This window comes from Oerskovia flava, from assembly GCF_026163685.1.
In the GTDB taxonomy this organism is placed as follows: domain Bacteria; phylum Actinomycetota; class Actinomycetes; order Actinomycetales; family Cellulomonadaceae; genus Oerskovia_A; species Oerskovia_A flava.
Window position 1 is genome coordinate 770,219 of record NZ_JAOXSR010000001.1, and the last position, 20,255, is coordinate 790,473.

The window sequence follows — 20,255 nt, forward strand, 5'->3', positions numbered from 1 at the left end:
CGAGAAATCGAGTATCCTGGGCGGCGGTCCTATCCAGGGTTCCGCCGACCGTCGCCCGGCTCGCAGCCGAGCTCGGCGCTCGGCACGTGGCGCCGCGTCCCGCACGCGGTGGGCGACAGGATCCCGCTTCCGTCCCGCAGAGTTGGAGTCACCCGCGTATGGGCAAGATCAAGGTAGTCGGTCCGGTCGTCGAGCTCGACGGCGACGAGATGACGCGCATCATCTGGCAGTTCATCAAGGACCGCCTCATCCACCCGTACCTCGACGTCGACCTGCGGTACTACGACCTGTCGATCCAGAACCGCGACGCCACCGACGACCAGGTGACGATCGACGCGGCGAACGCGATCAAGGAGCACCACGTCGGTGTCAAGTGCGCGACGATCACCCCCGACGAGGCGCGGGTCGAGGAGTTCGGCCTGAAGAAGATGTGGGTGTCCCCGAACGGGACCATCCGCAACATCCTCGGCGGCGTCGTCTTCCGCGAGCCGATCATCATCTCGAACATCCCGCGCCTGGTCCCCGGCTGGAACAAGCCGATCATCATCGGCCGTCACGCTCACGGCGACCAGTACAAGTCGACGAACTTCAAGGTGCCCGGCCCCGGCAAGATCACCATGAGCTTCGAGCCGTCCGACGGGGGCGAGCCGATGCAGTTCGACGTCGTGACGATGCCCGACGAGGGTGGCGTCGCGATGGGGATGTACAACTTCAACGAGTCCATCAAGGACTTCGCGCGCGCGTCGTTCGCCTACGGCCTCCAGCGGAACTACCCCGTGTACCTCTCCACGAAGAACACGATCCTCAAGGCCTACGACGGCCAGTTCAAGGACCTGTTCCAGGAGGTCTTCGACGCCGAGTTCGCCGCTGCGTTCGCTGAGAAGGGGCTCACCTACGAGCACCGCCTCATCGACGACATGGTCGCCTCGGCCATGAAGTGGGAGGGCGGGTACGTCTGGGCGTGCAAGAACTACGACGGCGACGTGCAGTCCGACACCGTCGCGCAGGGCTTCGGCTCGCTCGGCCTCATGACGTCGGTCCTCATGACCCCGGACGGCAAGACCGTCGAGGCCGAGGCCGCGCACGGCACGGTCACGCGCCACTACCGCCAGCACCAGCAGGGCAAGCCGACGTCGACCAACCCGATCGCGTCGATCTTCGCCTGGACCCGTGGCCTGATGCACCGCGGCAAGATCGACGGCACCCCCGAGGTCGTCTCGTTCGCCGAGACGCTCGAGGACGTCGTCATCAAGACGGTCGAGTCGGGCAAGATGACCAAGGACCTCGCGCTCCTGGTCGGGCCGGACACTGCGTTCCTCACCACGGAGGAGTTCCTCGCCGCGCTCGACGAGAACCTCGCAGCACGTCTGGCGTGACCTCCTGACCTGCGGCTACGCTGCGCCGCGACCTGCGGCTGCGCTGCCATGACGCCGGCGCTCACCTCGGTGGGCGCCGGCGTCCTGCGTTGTGGGAGGCTAACCCCATGACTACCCCCGTGAACGTGACGGTGACCGGCGCGGCCGGTCAGATCGGCTACGCCCTGCTGTTCCGGATCGCGTCCGGTCAGCTCTTGGGCCCGGACACCCCCGTGAAGCTGCGTCTGCTGGAGATCCCGCAAGGTGTGAAGGCGGCGGAGGGCACGGCGATGGAGCTCGACGACTGCGCGTTCCCCCTGCTGGCGGGCATCGACATCTTCGACGAGCCGCGCGCCGGCTTCGAAGGTGCCAACATCGGCCTCCTGGTGGGCGCACGCCCGCGGGGCCCGGGCATGGAGCGCGGTGACCTCCTCGAGGCCAACGGTGGGATCTTCAAGCCGCAGGGCGAGGCGATCAACGCCGGCGCGGCGCAGGACGTCCGGGTGCTCGTCGTGGGCAACCCGGCGAACACCAACGCACTCATCGCGGCGTCCAACGCTCCCGACGTGCCGGCAGACCGTTTCACCGCGATGACACGGCTCGACCACAACCGCGCGCTCACGCAGGTCGCCAAGAGGGCCGGCGTCCCGGTCTCCGACGTCAAGAAGCTGACCATCTGGGGCAACCACTCGGCCACCCAGTACCCGGACCTGTTCCACGCCGAGGTCGCCGGGCGACCGGGCGCCGAGCTCGCCGCTGACGAGAGGTGGCTGGCCGACGAGTTCATCCCGACCGTCGCCAAGCGGGGCGCGGCGATCATCGACGCCCGCGGGGCGTCGTCGGCGGCCTCGGCCGCGAACGCCGCGATCGACCACGTCCGCGACTGGGTGCACGGCACGCCCGCGGGGGACTGGACGAGCGCCGGCATCGTGTCCGACGGCTCGTACGGTGTGCCCGAGGGCCTGATCTCCTCGTTCCCGGTGGTCTCGCGCGGCGGGTCGTGGGAGATCGTCCAGGGCCTCGAGATCTCCGACCTCTCCCGGGCGCGCATCGACGCCTCGGTGGCGGAGCTCGCCGAGGAGCGCGACGCGGTGCGAGGGCTCGGCCTGGTCTGACGGTCCGCCGCGCATCCCTGCGCACGCACGACGACGGCGCTCACCCTCACGGGTGGGCGCCGTCGTCGTCTCCGGAACTGTTGGGTTCGTTACGCGAAGAGAATATGACGCTGTTTGCCCTGGACATGATGCAGGATCGCTTGCAAAGTAGCCACGAAGGGGACAAATAGGGGTCGTAACCAAACCGTGACGTGCAAACGGAGGTTCCGTACCCCGACCTCTTGACTTTGACTAGTGAAGACATCAGAGTTGTCGCGCTGCCACCGGACGACGACGGATGTCGCCGGGCGAGCAGCTCCCTCCCCGGCCACCGGGGCGGGCCAACCACTCAAGGATGATTGGGGAGCACAGATGCGACGGTTCACTATCGCGGCGACGGGCGCAGTCCTCGCGCTCGGCCTCGCCGCGTGCGCTGGCGGCGGGGCCGGCAGCGACGGGAGCACGGCGGAGGAGTCCGGCGAGGGCGGGCTGATCGGTGTGGCGATGCCGACCGAGACGTCCGAGCGTTGGATCGCGGACGGCAACGCCGTCAAGGCGGGGCTCGAGGAAGCCGGGTACGACGTCGACCTGCAGTACGCGGCCGACGACATCCCCACCCAGCAGCAGCAGATCGACCAGATGATCACCAAGGGCGCCGACCTGCTCATCGTCGCCTCGATCGACGGCACCGCGCTCTCGAACCAGCTCCAGGCCGCGGCGGACCAGGGCATCCCGGTCATCGCCTACGACCGGCTCATCCGGGACAGCGAGAACGTCGACTTCTACGTGACGTTCGACAACTACGCGGTCGGCCACCAGCAGGCGACCTCGCTGCTCGCCGGTCTCGGTGTGCTCACGGAGGACGGCTCGGACGGCGACGCCACCGGTCCGTTCAACATCGAGCTCTTCGCGGGTTCGCTGGACGACAACAACGCCCACTTCTTCTGGCAGGGCGCGATCGACCGCCTCGAGCCCTACATCGAGGACGGCACGATCTCGGTGCCCTCCGGCCAGACCGAGATCGAGCAGGCCGCGACGCTGCGCTGGTCGCAGGAGACGGCGCAGAAGCGTATGGAAGACCTGCTCACGTCCACCTACTCGGACGGCACCGAGCTGCACGGTGTGCTCTCGCCGTACGACGGGATCTCCCGCGGCATCATCACCGCGCTGCAGAACGACGGCAGCGGGCCGACGATCCCCGAGGGGCTGCCCGTCGTGACGGGCCAGGACGCCGAGATCGGCTCCGTCAAGCTCATCGACGAGGACGTCCAGTACGCGACGATCTTCAAGGACACCCGCAAGCTCGCCGACCAGGCGGTCATCGTGGCGCAGGCGTTCCTGTCCGGCGAGGAGCCGGAGGCGAACGACACCGAGTCCTACGACAACGGCGTCAAGGTCGTCCCGTCGTTCCTCCTCGTCTCCGACGTGGTCTACAAGAGCAACTACTACGACCTGCTCCTCGAGACCGGGTACTGGACCGAGGCGCAGGTCGCCAGCGGCCAGTCCTGACCCAGCAGATCCCCACGGCCTCCTGGCGGCCGGTCCGGGCGCGAACCCGCGTGCCGGCCGCCAGGGCCGCACCGAACGACGAAAGATGGTGAAGCCCGTATGGCGAGCCCGATTCTCGAGATGCAGTCCATCACCAAGACGTTCCCCGGCGTCAAGGCACTGCAGGACGTCTCGCTCTCGGTCGAGCACGGAGAGATCCGCGCGATCTGCGGAGAGAACGGTGCCGGGAAGTCGACCCTCATGAAGGTGCTGTCCGGGGTATACCCGCACGGCACCTACTCCGGCACGATCCTCTTCGAGGGCGCGGAGGTGGAGTTCGGCTCCATCAACGACTCGGAGGACGAGGGCATCGTCATCATCCACCAGGAGCTCGCGCTGGTGCCCTACCTGTCGATCGCCGAGAACATCTTCCTCGGCAACGAACGCAAGCACCGCGGACTGGTCGACTGGAACCGCGCGAACTCCGAGGCGGCGGACCTGCTCGCCCGGGTCGGTCTCGACGAGCTCCCGGTCACCCCCGTCAGCCAGCTCGGTGTCGGCAAGCAGCAGCTCGTCGAGATCGCCAAGGCCTTGTCGAAGCAGGTCAAGCTCCTGATCCTCGACGAGCCGACCGCGGCGCTCAACGACGCCGACTCCGAGCACCTGCTCGGGCTGCTGCGCCAGCTGCGCCAGCAGGGCATCACGTCGATCATCATCTCGCACAAGCTCAACGAGATCGCGGAGATCGCCGACTCCACGACGATCATCCGCGACGGTCGCACCATCGAGACGCTCGACATGCGCTCCGGTGAGGTCACGCAGGAACGAATCATCCGGGGCATGGTCGGGCGCGACCTCGACCACCGCTACCCGCCGCACGAGTCGCACCCGGGGAACGAGGTCCTGCGGATCGAGGACTGGACCGTGCACCACCCCACCCAGCCGCAGCGCGTCGTCGTCGACCGGGCGAACCTGTCCGTCCGCGCCGGGGAGATCGTCGGCATCGCCGGTCTGATGGGCGCGGGCCGGACAGAGCTGGCGATGAGCGTGTTCGGCCGTTCCTACGGCAGCCACATCACCGGCAAGGTCTTTATGCACGGCAAGGAGGTCAGCACGCGCACCGTGAGCGAGGCGATCGACCACGGGATCGCGTACGCCACCGAGGACCGCAAGAAGTACGGTCTCAACCTCATCGAGGACATCCGCACCAACATCTCCGCCGCCAGCCTGCGCACGCTCTCGCGTGCCGGTTGGGTGAACGGCAACGAGGAGATCAAGGTCGCGGAGGACTACCGCGCCAGCATGAACATCAAGGCACCCACGGTCATGGCCCTCACGGGGAAGCTCTCGGGCGGGAACCAGCAGAAGGTCGTGCTCAGCAAGTGGATCTACACCGACCCGGACGTGCTCATCCTCGACGAGCCCACCCGCGGGATCGACGTCGGAGCGAAGTACGAGATCTACACGATCATCAACCGGCTCGCGGACGCCGGGAAGGCCGTCGTGGTGATCTCCTCCGAGCTGCCCGAGCTGCTGGGCATCTGTGACCGCATCTACACCCTCGCGGCCGGCCGGGTCACCGGCTCGGTGTCGCGAGAGAACGCCACTCAGGAGAACGTCATGGAGCTCATGACCAAGGAAAGGGACCTGGTCCGATGACTGCCGTAGCAGGCTTGCAAGAACTCTTCACGAGAAACCTGCGACAGAGCGGGATCTACATCGCGTTCGTCGCGATCGTCGGGCTGTTCGCGATCCTCACCAACGGGATGCTGCTCAGCCCGGGGAACATGACGAACATCGTCCTGCAGTACTCGTACATCCTCATCCTCGCCATCGGCATGGTGATCGTCATCATCGGCGGGCACATCGACCTGTCGGTGGGGTCGGTGGTTGCTCTGACGGGTGCGGTCTCGGCGGTCGTCGTCATCCGGGCCGGCCAGCCCTGGTGGGTCGGGATCCTCGCGGCGCTCGCCGTCGGGCTCCTCGTGGGGGCCTGGCAGGGCTTCTGGGTCGCCTACGTCGGTATCCCGGCGTTCATCGTCACCCTGGCGGGCATGCTCCTGTTCCGTGGTCTGACGCTCCAGGTGCTCAACAACGTCTCGCTCTCGCCGTTCCCGCCGGAGTACCAGCGGGTGGCGGGCGGGTTCCTCAACGGGTTCCTCGGTGGGCAAGGCATCGACGTGTTCACGCTCGTGATCGCCGCGATCGCCGTCGTCGGGTACGCCGTGAGCCAGCTGCGCTCGCGTCGCGGGCGGATCAAGTACCGCCAGACCGTCGAGACGATGCCGCTCTTCGTGCTCCGCCTCGTGCTCGTGGGCGCGGTCGTCATGGCGTTCGCCTACCAGCTCGCCCGTAGCCGTGGGCTGCCGATCGTGCTCATCATCCTCGGCGTCCTCGTGATCGCCTACACGATCGTCACGACGAAGACCGTGTTCGGCCGCCACGTCTACGCGATCGGTGGCAACCTCTCCGCCGCCCAGCTGTCCGGGGTGAAGGTCAAGCGCATCAACTTCTGGATCTTCGTCAACATGGGCTTCCTCGCCGCGGTGGCAGGCGTCGTGTACTCGTCCCGGTCCAACGGTGCGCAACCCGCGGCCGGGAACATGTTCGAGCTCGATGCGATCGCCGCCTGCTTCATCGGTGGTGCGTCCACGACCGGAGGCGTCGGCCGGGTGACCGGCGCGATGGTCGGTGGCCTCATCATGGGAGTGATGAGCAACGGTATGCAGCTCATGGGTGTCGACCAGTCGGTGCAGCAGGTCATCAAGGGTCTTGTGCTCCTGCTGGCCGTCGCGTTCGACATCTTCAACAAGCGTCGCGTCGGCGCGTCACGCTGACCTGCGACGAGCCCGGGTGAGTACCGTGAGGTCCCGGTACCTCACCCGGGCTGTCCGCATGCGTGGCGGCACCCGTGCGGGTGGGTAGGCTGGCCGACGTGAGAGGACGGGGTGTCCATGTCGGGCTCGCAGTCTTCGCTGCGTGAGGCGAACCGCACGCTGATCGTCGAGACGATCAAGCAGTACGGTGGCCTCACCCAGGTCGAGCTCGTCGGTGCGACCGGGCTCTCCCCGGCGACGGTCTCCACGATCGTCAAGGAGCTCCTCGGCGCCGGCGTCGTCGACACGCAGACCACCACGCGCAGCGGTCGCCGCGCGCAGATGGTCACCCTCGCCCGGCAGGTGGGACTCGCCGCGGGTATCCAGATCGGGCACAGGCACCTGCGCATCGCGCTCGGCGACTTCGCGCACGACGTCGTGGCCGAGCAGACCCTCCCGCTCCCGCACGAGCACCGCGCCGACACGAGCCTGGACCGGGCGGTCCTCCTGCTCGTCGGCATGCTGGAGCGGGTGGGCGCCTCGCTGGACGAGGTCGTCGGTGTCGGGGTCGCCCTGCCCGCGCCCGTCGACACCGCCACCGGCATGATCTCCGTGCGGGGAGTGATGCGCGGCTGGGACGACGTCCACGTCGGGACCGTCCTCGCCAAGCGCATCGCGCGGCCCGTGTACGTCGACAACGACGCGAACCTCGGCGCGCTGGCCGAGGTCACCCTGGGCGTCGGGCGTGAGCACCGGGACCTCGTCTACGTCCGCGCCTCCTACGGGACCGGCGCGGGGATCGTCATCAACGGACAGGTCCACCGCGGCATCGCCGGGACCGCCGGCGAGATCGGCCATGTCCAGGTCGAGCCGCAGGGCGACATCTGCCGGTGTGGCAGCCGTGGGTGCCTGGACACCGTGGTCGGAGCGCCGGCGCTGCTCGATCCGTTGCGCGCGAGCCATGGCACCCTCGCGCTGCGGGACGTCGTCCAGCGCGCGAACGCAGGCGACCCAGGGTGCTCCCGGGTCGTCGCCGACGCGGGAGCGGCCATCGGACGTGTCGTGGCGGGTCTGGGCATGGCGATCAACCCGCAGTGCGTGGTGGTGGGCGGCGAGCTCGCCGAGACCGGCGGTACGCTCATCGACCCGCTGCGCGCCGCCGTCCTGCGGGGTGTCCTGCCGAACGAGATCGCCCCGCTGACGGTCGTCCCGTCGGCGCTCGGCGCTCGCGCCGAGGTCCTCGGTGCGGTCGAGCTGGTCCTGCGGTCGACCGAGGTCCCCGTGCGCCTCGACGAGCCGGGGGCGGCACCGCCGGGCGCGAGGGCAGCGGGTTGACGGACCTCGCCCGGACAGGTTCGCTGGAAGGATCCCTTGCCCGACGAGGTGCAGGTGACACGAGGAGAGCAATGACCAGGGTTCCGCTGCTGTCGATGCGCGGCATCAGCAAGCACTTCGGTGCCGTCGAGGCGATCGCCGGGGTCGACCTCGACGTGCACGCCCACGAGGTGGTGGCGCTCGTCGGCGACAACGGCGCCGGCAAGTCCACGCTCGCCAAGGTGATCTCGGGGGTGCTGTCGCCGGATGTCGGGCTCATCGAGCTCGACGGTGTGCCCGTCACCATCTCGTCCCCGTCGGTCGCCCACGACCTCGGGATCGCCACGGTCTTCCAGGACCTCGCGCTGTGCGACAACCTCGACGTCTCCGCCAACCTGTTCCTGGGTCGCGAGATCCGGACCGCGGGGATGCTCGACGACGGCCGGATGGAGGAGATCACGCGCCAGATCCTGCGGGACCTCACGAGCAGGATCCCCACGGCGCGCACCAAGCTGTCGACCCTGTCCGCCGGTCAGCGCCAGTCGGTTGCGATCGCGCGCACCCTCATCGGCAACCCGCGGCTCGTCGTGCTCGACGAGCCGACCGCCGCGCTGTCGGTCGCGCAGACCGCGGAGGTGCTCACCCTCATCGAGCGGCTGCGCGACCTGGGCCTCGGCGTGATCCTCATCAGCCACAACATGAACGACGTGCGCGCGGTGTCCGACCGCATCGAGGTGCTGCGGCACGGCCGCAACAACGGGTCCTTCGGCGCGACGGCGAGCTACGAGGCCATCCTGGCCGCGATCACGGGCGCGACGCACTACGACGTACCGGCGCACGACGGGTGGTCCACACCGCGCTGAGCGCCCCTCCCGACAACCTGGTCAACCCGTTGCTGCAAGTTTCAGCAAGCGGTACAGTCGGACCAGCCGCGTGCAGGGGAGCGCGCGGCTCGGCCGACGTCGTCCTACCCAGCGCCTCCAGCGATCGCGGGGCCGACGTCGTCCGGCGCAGCACGCGCTGACCGACTCCCCGGACGACGAGGGAGTCCTCCATGCTTCGTGCCCTGCCCCCCGCGCGCTCGCGCCCGACCGGCAGGCGGCGACCACGCCGTCTGCCGTCTCGTCCGGTCGCCGCCGTCACCGCCGGCGCCGTCGCCCTCGGCGGGATCGCCGGCCTGACCGGCCTCGCCCTGACCTCCACGGCCCTTCCCGCGGCAGCCGACACCCGGACCTTCACGCTCGTCGGCGACCTGCAGTCTGAGCTCGGCTGCGAGGACGCCGGTGGCGGCGCGGGCGGCGACTGGGAGCCCGCGTGCGCCGCCAGCGCGCTCGCACCGACGGGCACCGAGGGTCTGTACGCCGCGGACGTCACCCTCCCGGCCGGGACCTACGAGTACAAGGTCGCCGTCGACGGGACGTGGGACGAGACGTACGGCCTCGACGGCGGCGCCGACAACATCCCGCTCGTCATCGAGGGTGAGACGACCCTGCGGTTCACGTTCGACGACGAGGCCAAGCGGGTCTCCCTCGCGCCCCTCGACCTCGCGGGCGCCTACGACGACGCGACCGACGCCGGGCTCGTCGTCCCGCCGGTGCGCCAGGCCGGGTCGGACGAGAACTTCTACTTCGTCATGACCGACCGCTTCGACGACGGCGACCCCACGAACAACACCGCGGACCTCGGCGACGACCCGCTCGTCTCCGGGTACGACCCGACGAACAAGGGCTTCTACCTCGGTGGTGACATCCAGGGCCTGCGCGACCGGCTCGACTACATCGCCGGCCTCGGGACGACAGCGATCTGGCTGACGCCCTCGTTCAAGAACCAGCCCGTGCAGGGCGAGGGCGCGGACGCCTCCGCCGGCTACCACGGCTACTGGATCACGGACTTCACGCAGATCGACCCGCACCTGGGCACGAACGACGAGCTCGAGGCGCTCATCGACGAGGCGCACGCCGAGGGCATCAAGGTCTATTTCGACATCATCACGAACCACACCGCCGACGTGATCTCCTACGCCGAGGGGGAGTACGGCTACATCGACCAGGCCACCTCGCCGTACCGGGACGCCGACGGCGTGGTCTTCGACCCCGCCGACCACGCGGGCACCGGCTCCTTCCCGGAGCTGGACGCCGCGACGTCGTTCCCCTACACGCCCGTGGTCTCGGAGGAGGACCAGGACCTCAAGGTCCCGGCGTGGCTCAACGACCCCACGCTCTACCACAACCGGGGCAACTCGACGTGGACGGGCGAGTCGGTGACGCTCGGTGACTTCGACGGTCTCGACGACCTCATGACCGAGCACCCGACCGTCGTCGACGGCTTCGTCGAGGTCTACCAGGACTGGGTCGACCTCGGGATCGACGGCTTCCGGGTCGACACCGTCAAGCACGTGAACTTCGAGTTCTGGGAGACGTGGACCACCGAGGTCCTCGAGTACGCCCACGCGCAGGGCAAGGACGAGTTCTTTATGTTCGGCGAGGTCTACGACGCCGACGCGCGTCTGCTGTCGCCGTACGTCCGCCGGACCGATATGAACTCGGTGCTCGACTTCGCGTTCCAGTCCGCCGCCTCGAGCTTCGCGAGCGGCAACTCCGCCCGCGGCCTCGCGCAGCTGTTCGCGAGCGACGACCTCTACACGACGCCCGAGACGTCCGCGTCGGCGCTGCCCACGTTCCTCGGCAACCACGACATGGGGCGCATCGGGTTCTTCATGAACAACACCCCCGAGCCGCTCGAGCGCACGCAGCTCGCGCACGACCTCATGTACCTCACACGCGGCCAGCCGGTCGTGTACTACGGCGACGAGCAGGGCTTCGCGGGCGTCGGCGGCGGCAACGACAAGGACGCCCGCCAGACGCTCTTCCCGACCCAGGTCGAGGAGTACGCGGACCAGCAGCTCATCACCGGCGAGACCGCCGGGTCCCAGGAGCGGTTCGACACCGACACCCCGATGTACACGCACATCGCCGAGCTCGCCGCGCTGCGGGCGGAGCACCCGGCGCTCACCGACGGCGCGCAGATCGAGCGCTTCGCCGAGTCGGGCGCGGGCGTCTACGCCTTCTCGCGCGTGGACCGCGAGGAGAAGGTCGAGCACCTCGTCGCGCTCAACAACGCGGGCGAGGCGCGGACCGCGACGTTCACGACCCTCACCCCCGGCGCCACCTACGACGTCCTGCACGGCGGCGGTGAGCCCGTCACCGCGGGCGAGGACGGCGAGATCACGCTCGAGGTGCCGGCGCTCGGCACGACCGTGCTCGTCGCGGACCGCGAGGTCGCGGCCGGCACCGGCGGGGAGATCTCGGTCGCCGTCCCGGCGCCCGGTGCCGCCCTGCGCGGGGTCTCGCCCGTCGCGGCCGACGTCGACGACGACACCTGGGCCGAGACCAGCTTCGCCTGGCGGACCGTCGGAGCCTCCGACGACGCGTGGCAGCCGCTCGGCACCGCCGAGGACACCGACCCGCGGGTCTTCCACGACGTCACCACCCTCGCGCGAGGCACCCTCGTGGAGTACCGCGCCGTGACGCTCGACGCGGACGGTGACCGCACCGCGGCCTCGACCTACGCCAGCATCGGGGTCTCGGTCGCAGGGGACGCGACCGAGGAGCCCGAGCCGGACATCGATCTGGTGACCGTCCCCGGCAACCACAACGTCGCGATGGGGTGCGCCGCCGACTGGGCCCCTGGATGCGAGGCCGCGCAGCTGACGAAGCGTCCCGACGGGGTCTACTCCGGGACCTTCGACGTGCCGGCCGGCACCTACGAGTACAAGGTCGCGGTCAACGGTTCGTGGGAGGTGAACTACGGCGTGGGCGGTGCGCCCGGCGGCGCCAACGCCACGTACACCCTCGCCCAGGACGGGCCGGTGACGTTCTACTGGGACCCGGTCTCGAAGGACTTCTCCTCCACCGCGCAGGGCCCGATCGTCACGCTGCCCGGGTCGTACCAGGACCAGGTGGGTTGCCCCGGTGCGTGGCAGCCCGACTGCCTCGCGACCTGGCTGAAGGACCCTGACGGCGACGGCGTCTACACGTGGTCGACGTCGTCGCTCGCCGAGGGTGCGTACGAGACGAAGGTCGCCCACGGCCTCTCGTGGTCCGAGAACTACGGCGTCGGCGGCACGCCGGACGGGTCGAACTACTCGTTCAGTGCCTCGGAGGGCAAGGAGGTGCGCTTCTCCTACGACATCGCCACGCACGTCCTGACGATCGACACGGTGGACCCGCCGCTCGCGGGCACCGGTCAGCAGCGGGCGCACTGGATCGCCGCCGACCTCGTCGCCTGGCCCACGGACCTCCTCGGCGGTGCCGACCCCGCGGACCTCGTGTGGAGCCTGCACCACGCTCCCGCAGGCGGCCTCGCGCTCGAGGACGGGGACGTCGTCGGGCCGGAGGGCTCGGGCTCGATCGATCTGGTCCGGGACGACGCGGGCCTCCCGCAGGACGTCCGCGACCGGTTCCCGCACCTCGCCGACCACGTGGCCCTGCGCCTCGTCGTCGACGGCGAGGCCCCGACGACCCAGCAGGTCGAGGCGTTCCTCACCGGCGAGGTCCAGGTCGCCCAGCGCACGGGCGACGCGCTCACCGCGTTCACCGGGGTGCAGGTACCCGGTGTCCTCGACGACCTCTTCGCGCAGGACGCCGCCGACACCCCGCTCGGTGCGACCTGGTCGGCCGGCGTGCCGACCGTGCGGATCTGGGCTCCGACCGCCCAGGACGTGGCCGTCCTGCGCTGGGACGCGGACGCCGACCTCACCGGCGACCCGGAGCGGCACGCGGCGACGCGCGCCGCCGACGGCACGTGGTCGGTCGAGGGCGCCGAGGACTGGGCGGGCGACCGCTACCGGTTCGAGGTGGACGTGTTCGTGCCCGCGCTCGGCGCGGTCACGACGAACACCGTCACGGACCCGTACTCGGTGGGCCTGACGCTCGACTCGACGCACTCGGTGCTCGTCGACCTCGACGACCCCGCCTACCAGCCTGCGCTGTGGACGGACACCCCGGCGCCGATCGTCGAGCGCCCGGTCGACCGCAGCATCTACGAGCTGCACGTGCGCGACTTCTCCATCGCCGACGAGTCGGTGCCGGCGGACAAGCGCGGCACCTACCTCGCGTTCGCCGAGGACTCCGACGGCACCCGCCACCTGCGCGAGCTCGCGGAGGCCGGCATCAACACCGTGCACCTGCTGCCGACCTTCGACCTCGCCACGATCCCCGAGGACAAGGTGGACCAGGCCACGGTGGACGCCGACCTCTCGGCGTTCGCGCCCGACTCCCCGCAGCAGCAGGCCGCCGTCGAGGCGATCAAGGACCTCGACGGCTTCAACTGGGGCTACGACCCGTTCCACTTCTCCACCCCGGAGGGCTCCTACGCCGTGGAGGCCGAGGGCGGCGCCCGCGTCGCGGAGTTCCGCACGATGGTCGGCGCGCTCCACGACACCGGTCTGCAGGTGGTCCTGGACAAGGTCTACAACCACACGGCGGCCAGCGGGCAGGGGGCGAGGTCGGTCCTCGACAAGGTCGTGCCCGGCTACTACCACCGGCTCGACGAGGTGGGCGCGGTCGCCACGAGCACCTGCTGCCAGAACGTGGCCACCGAGCACGAGATGGCCGAGAAGCTCATGGTCGACTCTGTCGTGACGTGGGCGAAGGACTACCACGTCGACGGCTTCCGGTTCGACCTCATGGGCCACCACTCGAAGGACAACATGCTCGCCGTGCGGGCCGCCCTGGACGAGCTCACGCTCGCCGAGGACGGCGTGGACGGGTCGTCGGTCTACCTGTACGGCGAGGGCTGGAACTTCGGCGAGGTGGCGGACAACGCGAGGTTCGAGCAGGCCACGCAGGGCCAGCTCGGGGGCACGGGCATCGGGACGTTCTCCGACCGGTTGCGCGACGCCGTGCACGGCGGCTCGCCGGTCGACGGAGCGTCGACCTTCACGCAGGGGTTCGGCACCGGGCTGGCGACCGACCCGAACGGGCAGCCGGCCCGGATGGGGCAGCCGGGCACCGTCAACGACGGCTCCGACGACGAGTTCGCCGACCTGGGCCACCAGAGCGACCTCGTGCGCCTCGGCCTCGCCGGCAACCTGCGCGCCTACGTGCTCGAGACGTCCGACGGCACCGAGCGCCGCGGTGACGAGATCGACTACCGCGGTTCGCCCGCGGGGTACGCCGACTCGCCCGAGGAGGTCGTCACCTACGTCGACGCGCACGACAACGAGACGCTCTTCGACCTCCTGGCGCTCAAGCTCCCCGCCGACACGCCGATGGACGAGCGTGTGCGGATGAACACTGTCTCGCTCGCCACGGCCGCACTCGCGCAGACCCCATCGTTCTGGCACGCGGGCACCGACCTGCTGCGCTCGAAGTCCCTCGACCGCAACAGCTACAACTCGGGGGACTGGTTCAACGCGATCGACTGGACGGGTCAGGACAACGGCTTCGGCCGTGGTCTGCCGATGGCCTCCGAGAACGGCGAGAAGTGGGACGTCATGCGGCCACTCCTGGCCGACCCGGCGCTCAAGCCCGACCCGCAGGACATCGCGACGTCCTCGGCCCAGGCGCAGGACCTCCTGCGGCTGCGCTTCTCCACCGAGCTGTTCCGGCTCGGCGACGCGGCGCTCATCGAGGAGAAGATGACGTTCCCGGGCTCGGGACCGGACGCCGTCCCGGGCGTCGTCGTCATGGGCGTGGACGACACCGCGGGCACCGTGGACGTCGACCCGGCGCTCGACGGTGTGCTCGCCGTGTTCAACGCGTCACCCGAACCGGTCACCCAGGAGATCGGGGACCTCGCAGGGCGCCAGTACGCCCTCTCGCCGGTCCAGGCCGACGGGAGCGACGACGTCGTCAAGGAGACCACGTGGGACGCCGCGACGGGGACGGTCACGGTGCCGGCCCGGACGGTCGCGGTGCTCGTCGAGGAGCAGAGCACGGCACCGGCGGTCGACGTCACGGTCGAGACCCGCACCCAGTGCCTCGGGCCCAAGGTGTTCCTGGCCGTCTCGGCGACCAACGCGGGCGACGTGCCCGCGGCGATCACCGTCGAGACGGTGTACGGCTCGCGCACCCGTCCCGTGGTGCAGCCGGGCAAGGCGCTGTTCCAGACGTTCAACACCCGCGCCGGGGCGATCGCGGCCGGGACGGCGACCGTCACGGCGACGGCCGAGGTCGACGGCGAGGAGGTGACGTCGACCTTCCGGGTGGACTACGACGCAGCGAGCTGCTCGTGACGACGTCCCGGTAGCCGGCGGGCGGGTCGGGTCCTTCGCGGACCTGACCCGCCCGTCGGCGTCTGCGCGGCTGACCGCCGGCGGAGGAAGGGATCAGCGGAAGACGACCGTCCGGTGCCCGTCGAGGAGGACGCGGTGCTCGGCGTGCCAGCGCACCGCGCGGGCGAGGGTGCGGCGCTCGACGTCCTGCCCGAGCGCGACGAGGTCGGCGACGTGGCGCGAGTGGTCGACGCGCTCCACGTCCTGCTCGATGATCGGGCCCTCGTCGAGGTCGCCCGTCACGTAGTGCGACGTGGCGCCGATGAGCTTGACACCGCGGTCGTGCGCCTGCGCGTAGGGTCGGGCGCCCTTGAAGCTCGGCAGGAACGAGTGGTGGATGTTGATGACCTGCCCCTCGAGCTCGCGGCACAGCTCGTCGGAGAGGATCTGCATGTAGCGCGCGAGGACCACCAGCTCGACGTCGAGCTCGTGCACGAGCTCGAGGAGCCGCGCCTCGGCCTCCGCCTTGGTCGCCCGCGTGACCGGCACGTGGTGGAAGTCGATGCCGTAGAACGCCGCCAGCTCCGCGAGGTCGGGGTGGTTGCCGACGACGGCCACGATGTCGATGGGCAGGTTCTCCGACCGCTGCCGGAAGAGCAGGTCGTTGAGGCAGTGCGCCGCCTTCGAGACCATCACCAGGGTGCGCACGGGACGGCCCACGACGTCGAGGTGCCAGGACATCGTGAACTCGGCCGCGACCTCGGCCATGGCGGTCTCGAGCTCGGCACGGGACGCCGCCGACTCGACCTGGACCCGCATGAAGAACAGCCCCGAGAGGGGGTCGCCGAACTGCTGGGACTCGGTGATGTTGCCGCCGTGCTCGGCGAGCATCCCCGCCACCGCGTGGACGATGCCGGAGCGGTCGGGGCAGGAGAGGGTCAGGACCCAGTGGGGAGGACCGGTCACGGTCGTCGCGTCGCTCACGGGACCACGGTACCGGGCGATCTCTGAGACGATGGGCCCATGAACGACGCGCAGATCACCATCGAGCTCGTCACGGACGAGCAGGCCGGCGAGCTCCTCACCCTCCGCCGGGCCGCGTTCGTCACGGAGGCACAGCTCTACGGCGACCCGAACATCCCGCCCCTCACGCAGACGCTCGCCGAGCTGCGTGCCGACCTCGCCGCCGAGGGCGTCGTGACCGTCGGGGCCTGGGAGGGTCACCGGCTCGTGGGCTCCGTCCGCGTCGAGATCGAGGACGACAAGGCGACGCTCGGCCGCCTCGCCGTGGCGCCCGACCAGCAGGGCCGGGGCATCGGCACCCAGATGCTCTTCGCCGTGCTGCCGTACCTGCCGGAGCAGACGAAGGAGATCTGGGTCTTCACCGGCAAGGACTCCAAGCAGAACCTCGAGCTGTACACCCGCCACGGCTACGAGGAGCAGTTCGACAAGGCCGCCGGGGACCTCACCTACACCTACCTGCGGCGCATCCTCGGCGAGCTCGACGCGCGCAACCAGGCGAACGCCGTCGGGCAGGACTGACCGCCCGTGCGTTAGGATCGTGCGCGTCGCGACTGGCGCACCCGCGCCCCGCAGGCCTTCGGCCGCCGGGGTGAGCGGGGATGGTGGATCACCACCGGGGAGCGGCATGCTGTGCAGACGACGGGTCGTTCGCCTGGGCCCCGGGTCGCCCCTGGTGGGTGCGCGCCCGGACACGAGCCCGTGGCCCACCGTCAACCGCAGACTGCCACGAACCCAAGGAGACGCATGAGCGCCCAGCAGGTAGACACCGTCCTCGACCAGTCGCTGCTCGAGGTCGACCCGGAGATCGCCGCCGTCCTCGACGGTGAGCTCGCCCGTCAGCGCGACACCCTCGAGATGATCGCGTCGGAGAACTTCGTGCCGCGCGCCGTCCTGCAGGCGCAGGGCTCCGTGCTGACCAACAAGTACGCCGAGGGCTACCCCGGCCGCCGCTACTACGGCGGCTGCGAGCAGGTCGACATCGCGGAGAACCTCGCGATCGCCCGCGCCAAGGACCTCTTCGGCGCCGAGCACGCCAACGTCCAGCCGCACTCGGGCGCGACCGCGAACGCCGCCGTCCTGCACGCGCTCATCAACAAGGGCGACAAGATCCTCGGCCTCGAGCTCGCGCACGGCGGCCACCTCACGCACGGCATGAAGATCAACTTCTCCGGCAAGCTCTACGACGTCTCGGCGTACGGCGTGAACGCCGAGACGCACCGCATCGAGATGGACGAGGTCCGCAAGACCGCGCTCGCGGAGCGTCCCGACGTCATCATCGCGGGCTGGTCCGCCTACCCCCGGCACCTCGACTTCGCGGCGTTCCGCGACATCGCGGACGAGGTCGGCGCGAAGCTCTGGACCGACATGGCGCACTTCGCCGGCCTCGTCGCGGCCGGGCTGCACCCGTCGCCCGTGCCCGCCTCCGACGTCGTGTCCTCGACGGTGCACAAGACCATCGGCGGCCCGCGCTCCGGCTTCATCCTCAGCAAGGAGCAGTACGCCAAGAAGATCGACTCCGCCGTGTTCCCGGGCCAGCAGGGTGGCCCGCTCATGCACGTCGTCGCCGCGAAGGCCGTGTCCTTCAAGATCGCCGGCTCGGACGACTTCCAGGCCCGCCAGCAGCGCACGATCGACGGCGCGCGCATCATCGCTGACCGTCTCGCCCAGCCCGACGTCGCGGCGGCCGGTGTCTCGGTCCTCACCGGCGGCACCGACGTGCACCTCGTGCTCGTCGATCTGCGGCACTCCGAGCTCGACGGCCAGCAGGCCGAGGACCTCCTGCACGCGGTGGGCATCACGGTGAACCGCAACGCGGTGCCGTTCGACCCCCGCCCGCCCCGTGTCACGTCCGGCCTGCGCATCGGCACGCCCGCCCTCGCGACGCGCGGCTTCGGCGACACCGAGTTCACGGAGGTCGCGGAGATCATCGCCGCGGCCCTCGTCGCGGGCGCCGGCGCGGACGTCGAGGCGCTTCGCGCCCGGGTCGCGAAGCTCACGGCCGACTTCCCGCTGTACCCCGGTCTGGCCCAGTAGCACCCACCCGCACCCCCGCCCCGCCGCCGAGCATGCGGTCGGCGACCATGTCCTGGCCCGGACGGTCGCCGGTCGCATGCTCGGCGGGCGGCAGCCGCCCGAGCCCCAGGGAGAACTCCATGACCGCACAGATCCTCGACGGCAAGGCCACCGCCGCCGTCATCAAGTCCGAGCTCGCGACCCGCGTCGCGGCGCTCGTCGCCGGTGGCGTGACCCCCGGGCTCGGCACGGTGCTCGTCGGCGACGACCCGGGCTCGCAGGCCTACGTCGCGGGCAAGCACCGCGACTGCGCCGAGGTCGGCATCGCCTCGATCCGCGAGGACCTGCCCGCCGACGCGACGCAGGCCGACATCGAGGCCGCGATCACGCGGTTGAACGAGGACCCGGCGTGCACGGGGTACATCGTGCAGCTTCCGCTCCCGCGGGGCATCGACACCAACCGTGTGCTCGAGCTCATCGACCCCGACAAGGACGCCGACGGCCTGCACCCGACCAACCTCGGGCGGCTCGTGCTGCGGGTCAACGAGCCCGTCACGTCCCCCCTGCCGTGCACGCCCGCCGGCATCGTCGAGCTCGTGCGCCGCCACGGCATCGACCTGGCGGGCAAGGACGTCGTCGTGGTCGGGCGCGGGACGACGGTCGGCCGGTCGATCGGCCTGCTGCTCACGCGCCGCGACATCAACGCGACCGTCACGCTCACGCACACGGGCACCCGCGACGTCGCCGCGCACCTGCGCGGCGCCGACGTCGTCGTGGCGGCCGCCGGCGTGCCGGGCTTCGTGCGCCCGGAGCACGTCAAGCCCGGTGCCGTCGTGCTCGACGTCGGGGTGAGCCGCGTCGTCGATCCCGAGACGGGCAAGGCCCGGCTGCGCGGCGACGTCGACCCCGCGGTCGCCGAGGTGGCGTCGTGGATCTCGCCCAACCCCGGCGGTGTCGGGCCCATGACCCGTGCGATGCTCCTGGCGAACGTCGTCGACACGGCGGAGCGCGCGCTCTCCTGAGCCGGTCCTGCGCGGGTGAGGTCAAGGTCACGCCCGCCCGCCGGCCGCCGTGTGGGTGCGGTGGGGTTTGATGGCCTGGTGCTGACGATCGCTACCTCCAACGTGAACGGGATCCGCGCCGCCTACCGCAAGGGCATGGGGGACTGGGTCGCCACCCGCACCCCGGACGTCCTGCTGCTGCAGGAGGTCCGCGCCCCGGACTCGGTGCTGAACGACCTGCTCGACGGCTGGCACGTCGCCCACCAGGCCTCCGACATCAAGGGGCGCGCGGGTGTCGCGGTCGCCTCGCGGCTGCCGGTGCACGCCGTGCGGGTGGGCCTGGGCCGCGGGGAGCCCGAGCCCCCGGTGGACACCGGCCGCTGGGTGGAGGCCGACGTCGAGCTGGCCTCGGGCGAGCTGCTCACCGTGGTCTCGGCGTACCTGCACTCGGGCGTCGCGGGGACCCCGAAGATGGACGAGAAGTACGCCTACCTCGCGAAGGTCACCGAGCGGATGCGGGAGCTCGCGGCGGGCCCGCACCGCGCGCTGGTGGCCGGCGACCTCAACATCGCGCACCGCAACGTGGACATCAAGAACTGGAAGGGCAACCTCAAGAGCGCCGGCTTCCTGCCCGAGGAGCGCGCCTACGTCGACGTCTGGCTCGACGAGATCGGCTTCACCGACCTCGGGCGACGCCACGGTGGCGAGGGACCCGGACCGTTCACGTGGTGGTCCTGGCGCGGGCAGGCGTTCGCCAACGACTCGGGCTGGCGCATCGACTACCAGCTCGCGAGCCCCACGCTCGCGGAGTCGGCCGTCAAGGTCGAGGTCGACCGGGCGACGAACTACGAGGGACGCTGGAGCGACCACGCTCCGCTGGTGGCGACCTACGACCTCTGACGCCCGGACGGCACGAGGGGTGTAGCGCGGGCAGC

The 20,255-nt window shown here is 70.3% G+C and carries 13 protein-coding genes; 12 read left to right on the forward strand and 1 reads right to left on the reverse strand.

Annotated features, from left to right (window positions below; all coding sequences use genetic code 11):
- The first annotated feature begins 158 nt into the window (after nt 1-158).
- The 8 genes from OHL10_RS03420 (at nt 159) to pulA (ending at nt 15,304) form a co-directional block, all read left to right on the forward strand.
- Complete coding sequence (locus OHL10_RS03420; RefSeq protein WP_265520741.1) at nt 159-1,376, forward strand: NADP-dependent isocitrate dehydrogenase; 1,218 nt, start codon at nt 159-161, stop codon at nt 1,374-1,376.
- 107 nt (nt 1,377-1,483) lie between these two features.
- A complete protein-coding gene (locus tag OHL10_RS03425; RefSeq protein ID WP_265520742.1) occupies nt 1,484-2,470 on the forward strand; it encodes a malate dehydrogenase in 987 nt (328 codons plus the stop codon).
- 351 nt (nt 2,471-2,821) lie between these two features.
- The gene (gene chvE, locus OHL10_RS03430; protein ID WP_265520743.1) at nt 2,822-3,958 is read left to right on the forward strand and encodes a multiple monosaccharide ABC transporter substrate-binding protein; all 1,137 of its coding nucleotides are present in this window, start codon (nt 2,822-2,824) and stop codon (nt 3,956-3,958) included.
- 99 nt (nt 3,959-4,057) lie between these two features.
- Nucleotides 4,058-5,596 carry a multiple monosaccharide ABC transporter ATP-binding protein gene (gene mmsA / locus OHL10_RS03435; RefSeq protein WP_265520744.1) on the forward strand — a complete coding sequence of 513 codons (1,539 nt, stop codon included), beginning with the start codon at nt 4,058-4,060 and terminating at the stop codon, nt 5,594-5,596.
- Nucleotides 5,593-6,774: a multiple monosaccharide ABC transporter permease gene (gene mmsB / locus OHL10_RS03440; RefSeq protein ID WP_265520745.1), complete on the forward strand. Its 1,182-nt coding sequence runs from the start codon at nt 5,593-5,595 to the stop codon at nt 6,772-6,774. Before mmsA ends, mmsB begins: the two co-directional genes overlap by 4 nt.
- A 117-nt stretch (nt 6,775-6,891) precedes the next feature.
- Nucleotides 6,892-8,088 (forward strand): ROK family transcriptional regulator, encoded by a 1,197-nt coding sequence (locus OHL10_RS03445; protein WP_265520746.1) that lies wholly within the window; start codon nt 6,892-6,894, stop codon nt 8,086-8,088.
- Nucleotides 8,089-8,159: 71 nt separating this feature from the next.
- Entirely contained in the window at nt 8,160-8,930 is a 771-nt protein-coding gene (locus OHL10_RS03450; protein WP_265520747.1) for an ATP-binding cassette domain-containing protein, read from the forward strand.
- A 191-nt stretch (nt 8,931-9,121) separates the two neighbouring features.
- Nucleotides 9,122-15,304, forward strand: a complete 6,183-nt coding sequence (gene pulA, locus OHL10_RS03455) for a pullulanase-type alpha-1,6-glucosidase (RefSeq protein ID WP_265520748.1) — start codon at nt 9,122-9,124, stop codon at nt 15,302-15,304.
- Nucleotides 15,305-15,397: 93 nt separating this feature from the next.
- Here pulA and purU read toward each other — a convergent pair whose 3' ends face one another.
- The gene (gene purU / locus OHL10_RS03460; RefSeq protein WP_265520749.1) at nt 15,398-16,267 is read right to left on the reverse strand and encodes a formyltetrahydrofolate deformylase; all 870 of its coding nucleotides are present in this window, start codon (nt 16,265-16,267) and stop codon (nt 15,398-15,400) included.
- A 39-nt stretch (nt 16,268-16,306) separates the two neighbouring features.
- Here purU and OHL10_RS03465 point away from each other — a divergent pair, with 39 nt between their 5' ends.
- From OHL10_RS03465 to OHL10_RS03480, 4 genes are all read left to right on the forward strand, one after another.
- A complete protein-coding gene (locus OHL10_RS03465; protein WP_265520750.1) occupies nt 16,307-16,825 on the forward strand; it encodes a GNAT family N-acetyltransferase in 519 nt (172 codons plus the stop codon).
- Between the two features lie 225 nt (nt 16,826-17,050).
- Nucleotides 17,051-18,340, forward strand: coding sequence for a serine hydroxymethyltransferase (gene glyA, locus OHL10_RS03470; protein ID WP_265520751.1), 1,290 nt, complete (start codon nt 17,051-17,053; stop codon nt 18,338-18,340).
- Between the two features lie 119 nt (nt 18,341-18,459).
- Nucleotides 18,460-19,341: a bifunctional methylenetetrahydrofolate dehydrogenase/methenyltetrahydrofolate cyclohydrolase gene (locus OHL10_RS03475; protein WP_265520752.1), complete on the forward strand. Its 882-nt coding sequence runs from the start codon at nt 18,460-18,462 to the stop codon at nt 19,339-19,341.
- Between the two features lie 78 nt (nt 19,342-19,419).
- Nucleotides 19,420-20,220, forward strand: coding sequence for an exodeoxyribonuclease III (locus OHL10_RS03480; RefSeq protein WP_265520753.1), 801 nt, complete (start codon nt 19,420-19,422; stop codon nt 20,218-20,220).
- Nucleotides 20,221-20,255: the final 35 nt, after the last annotated feature.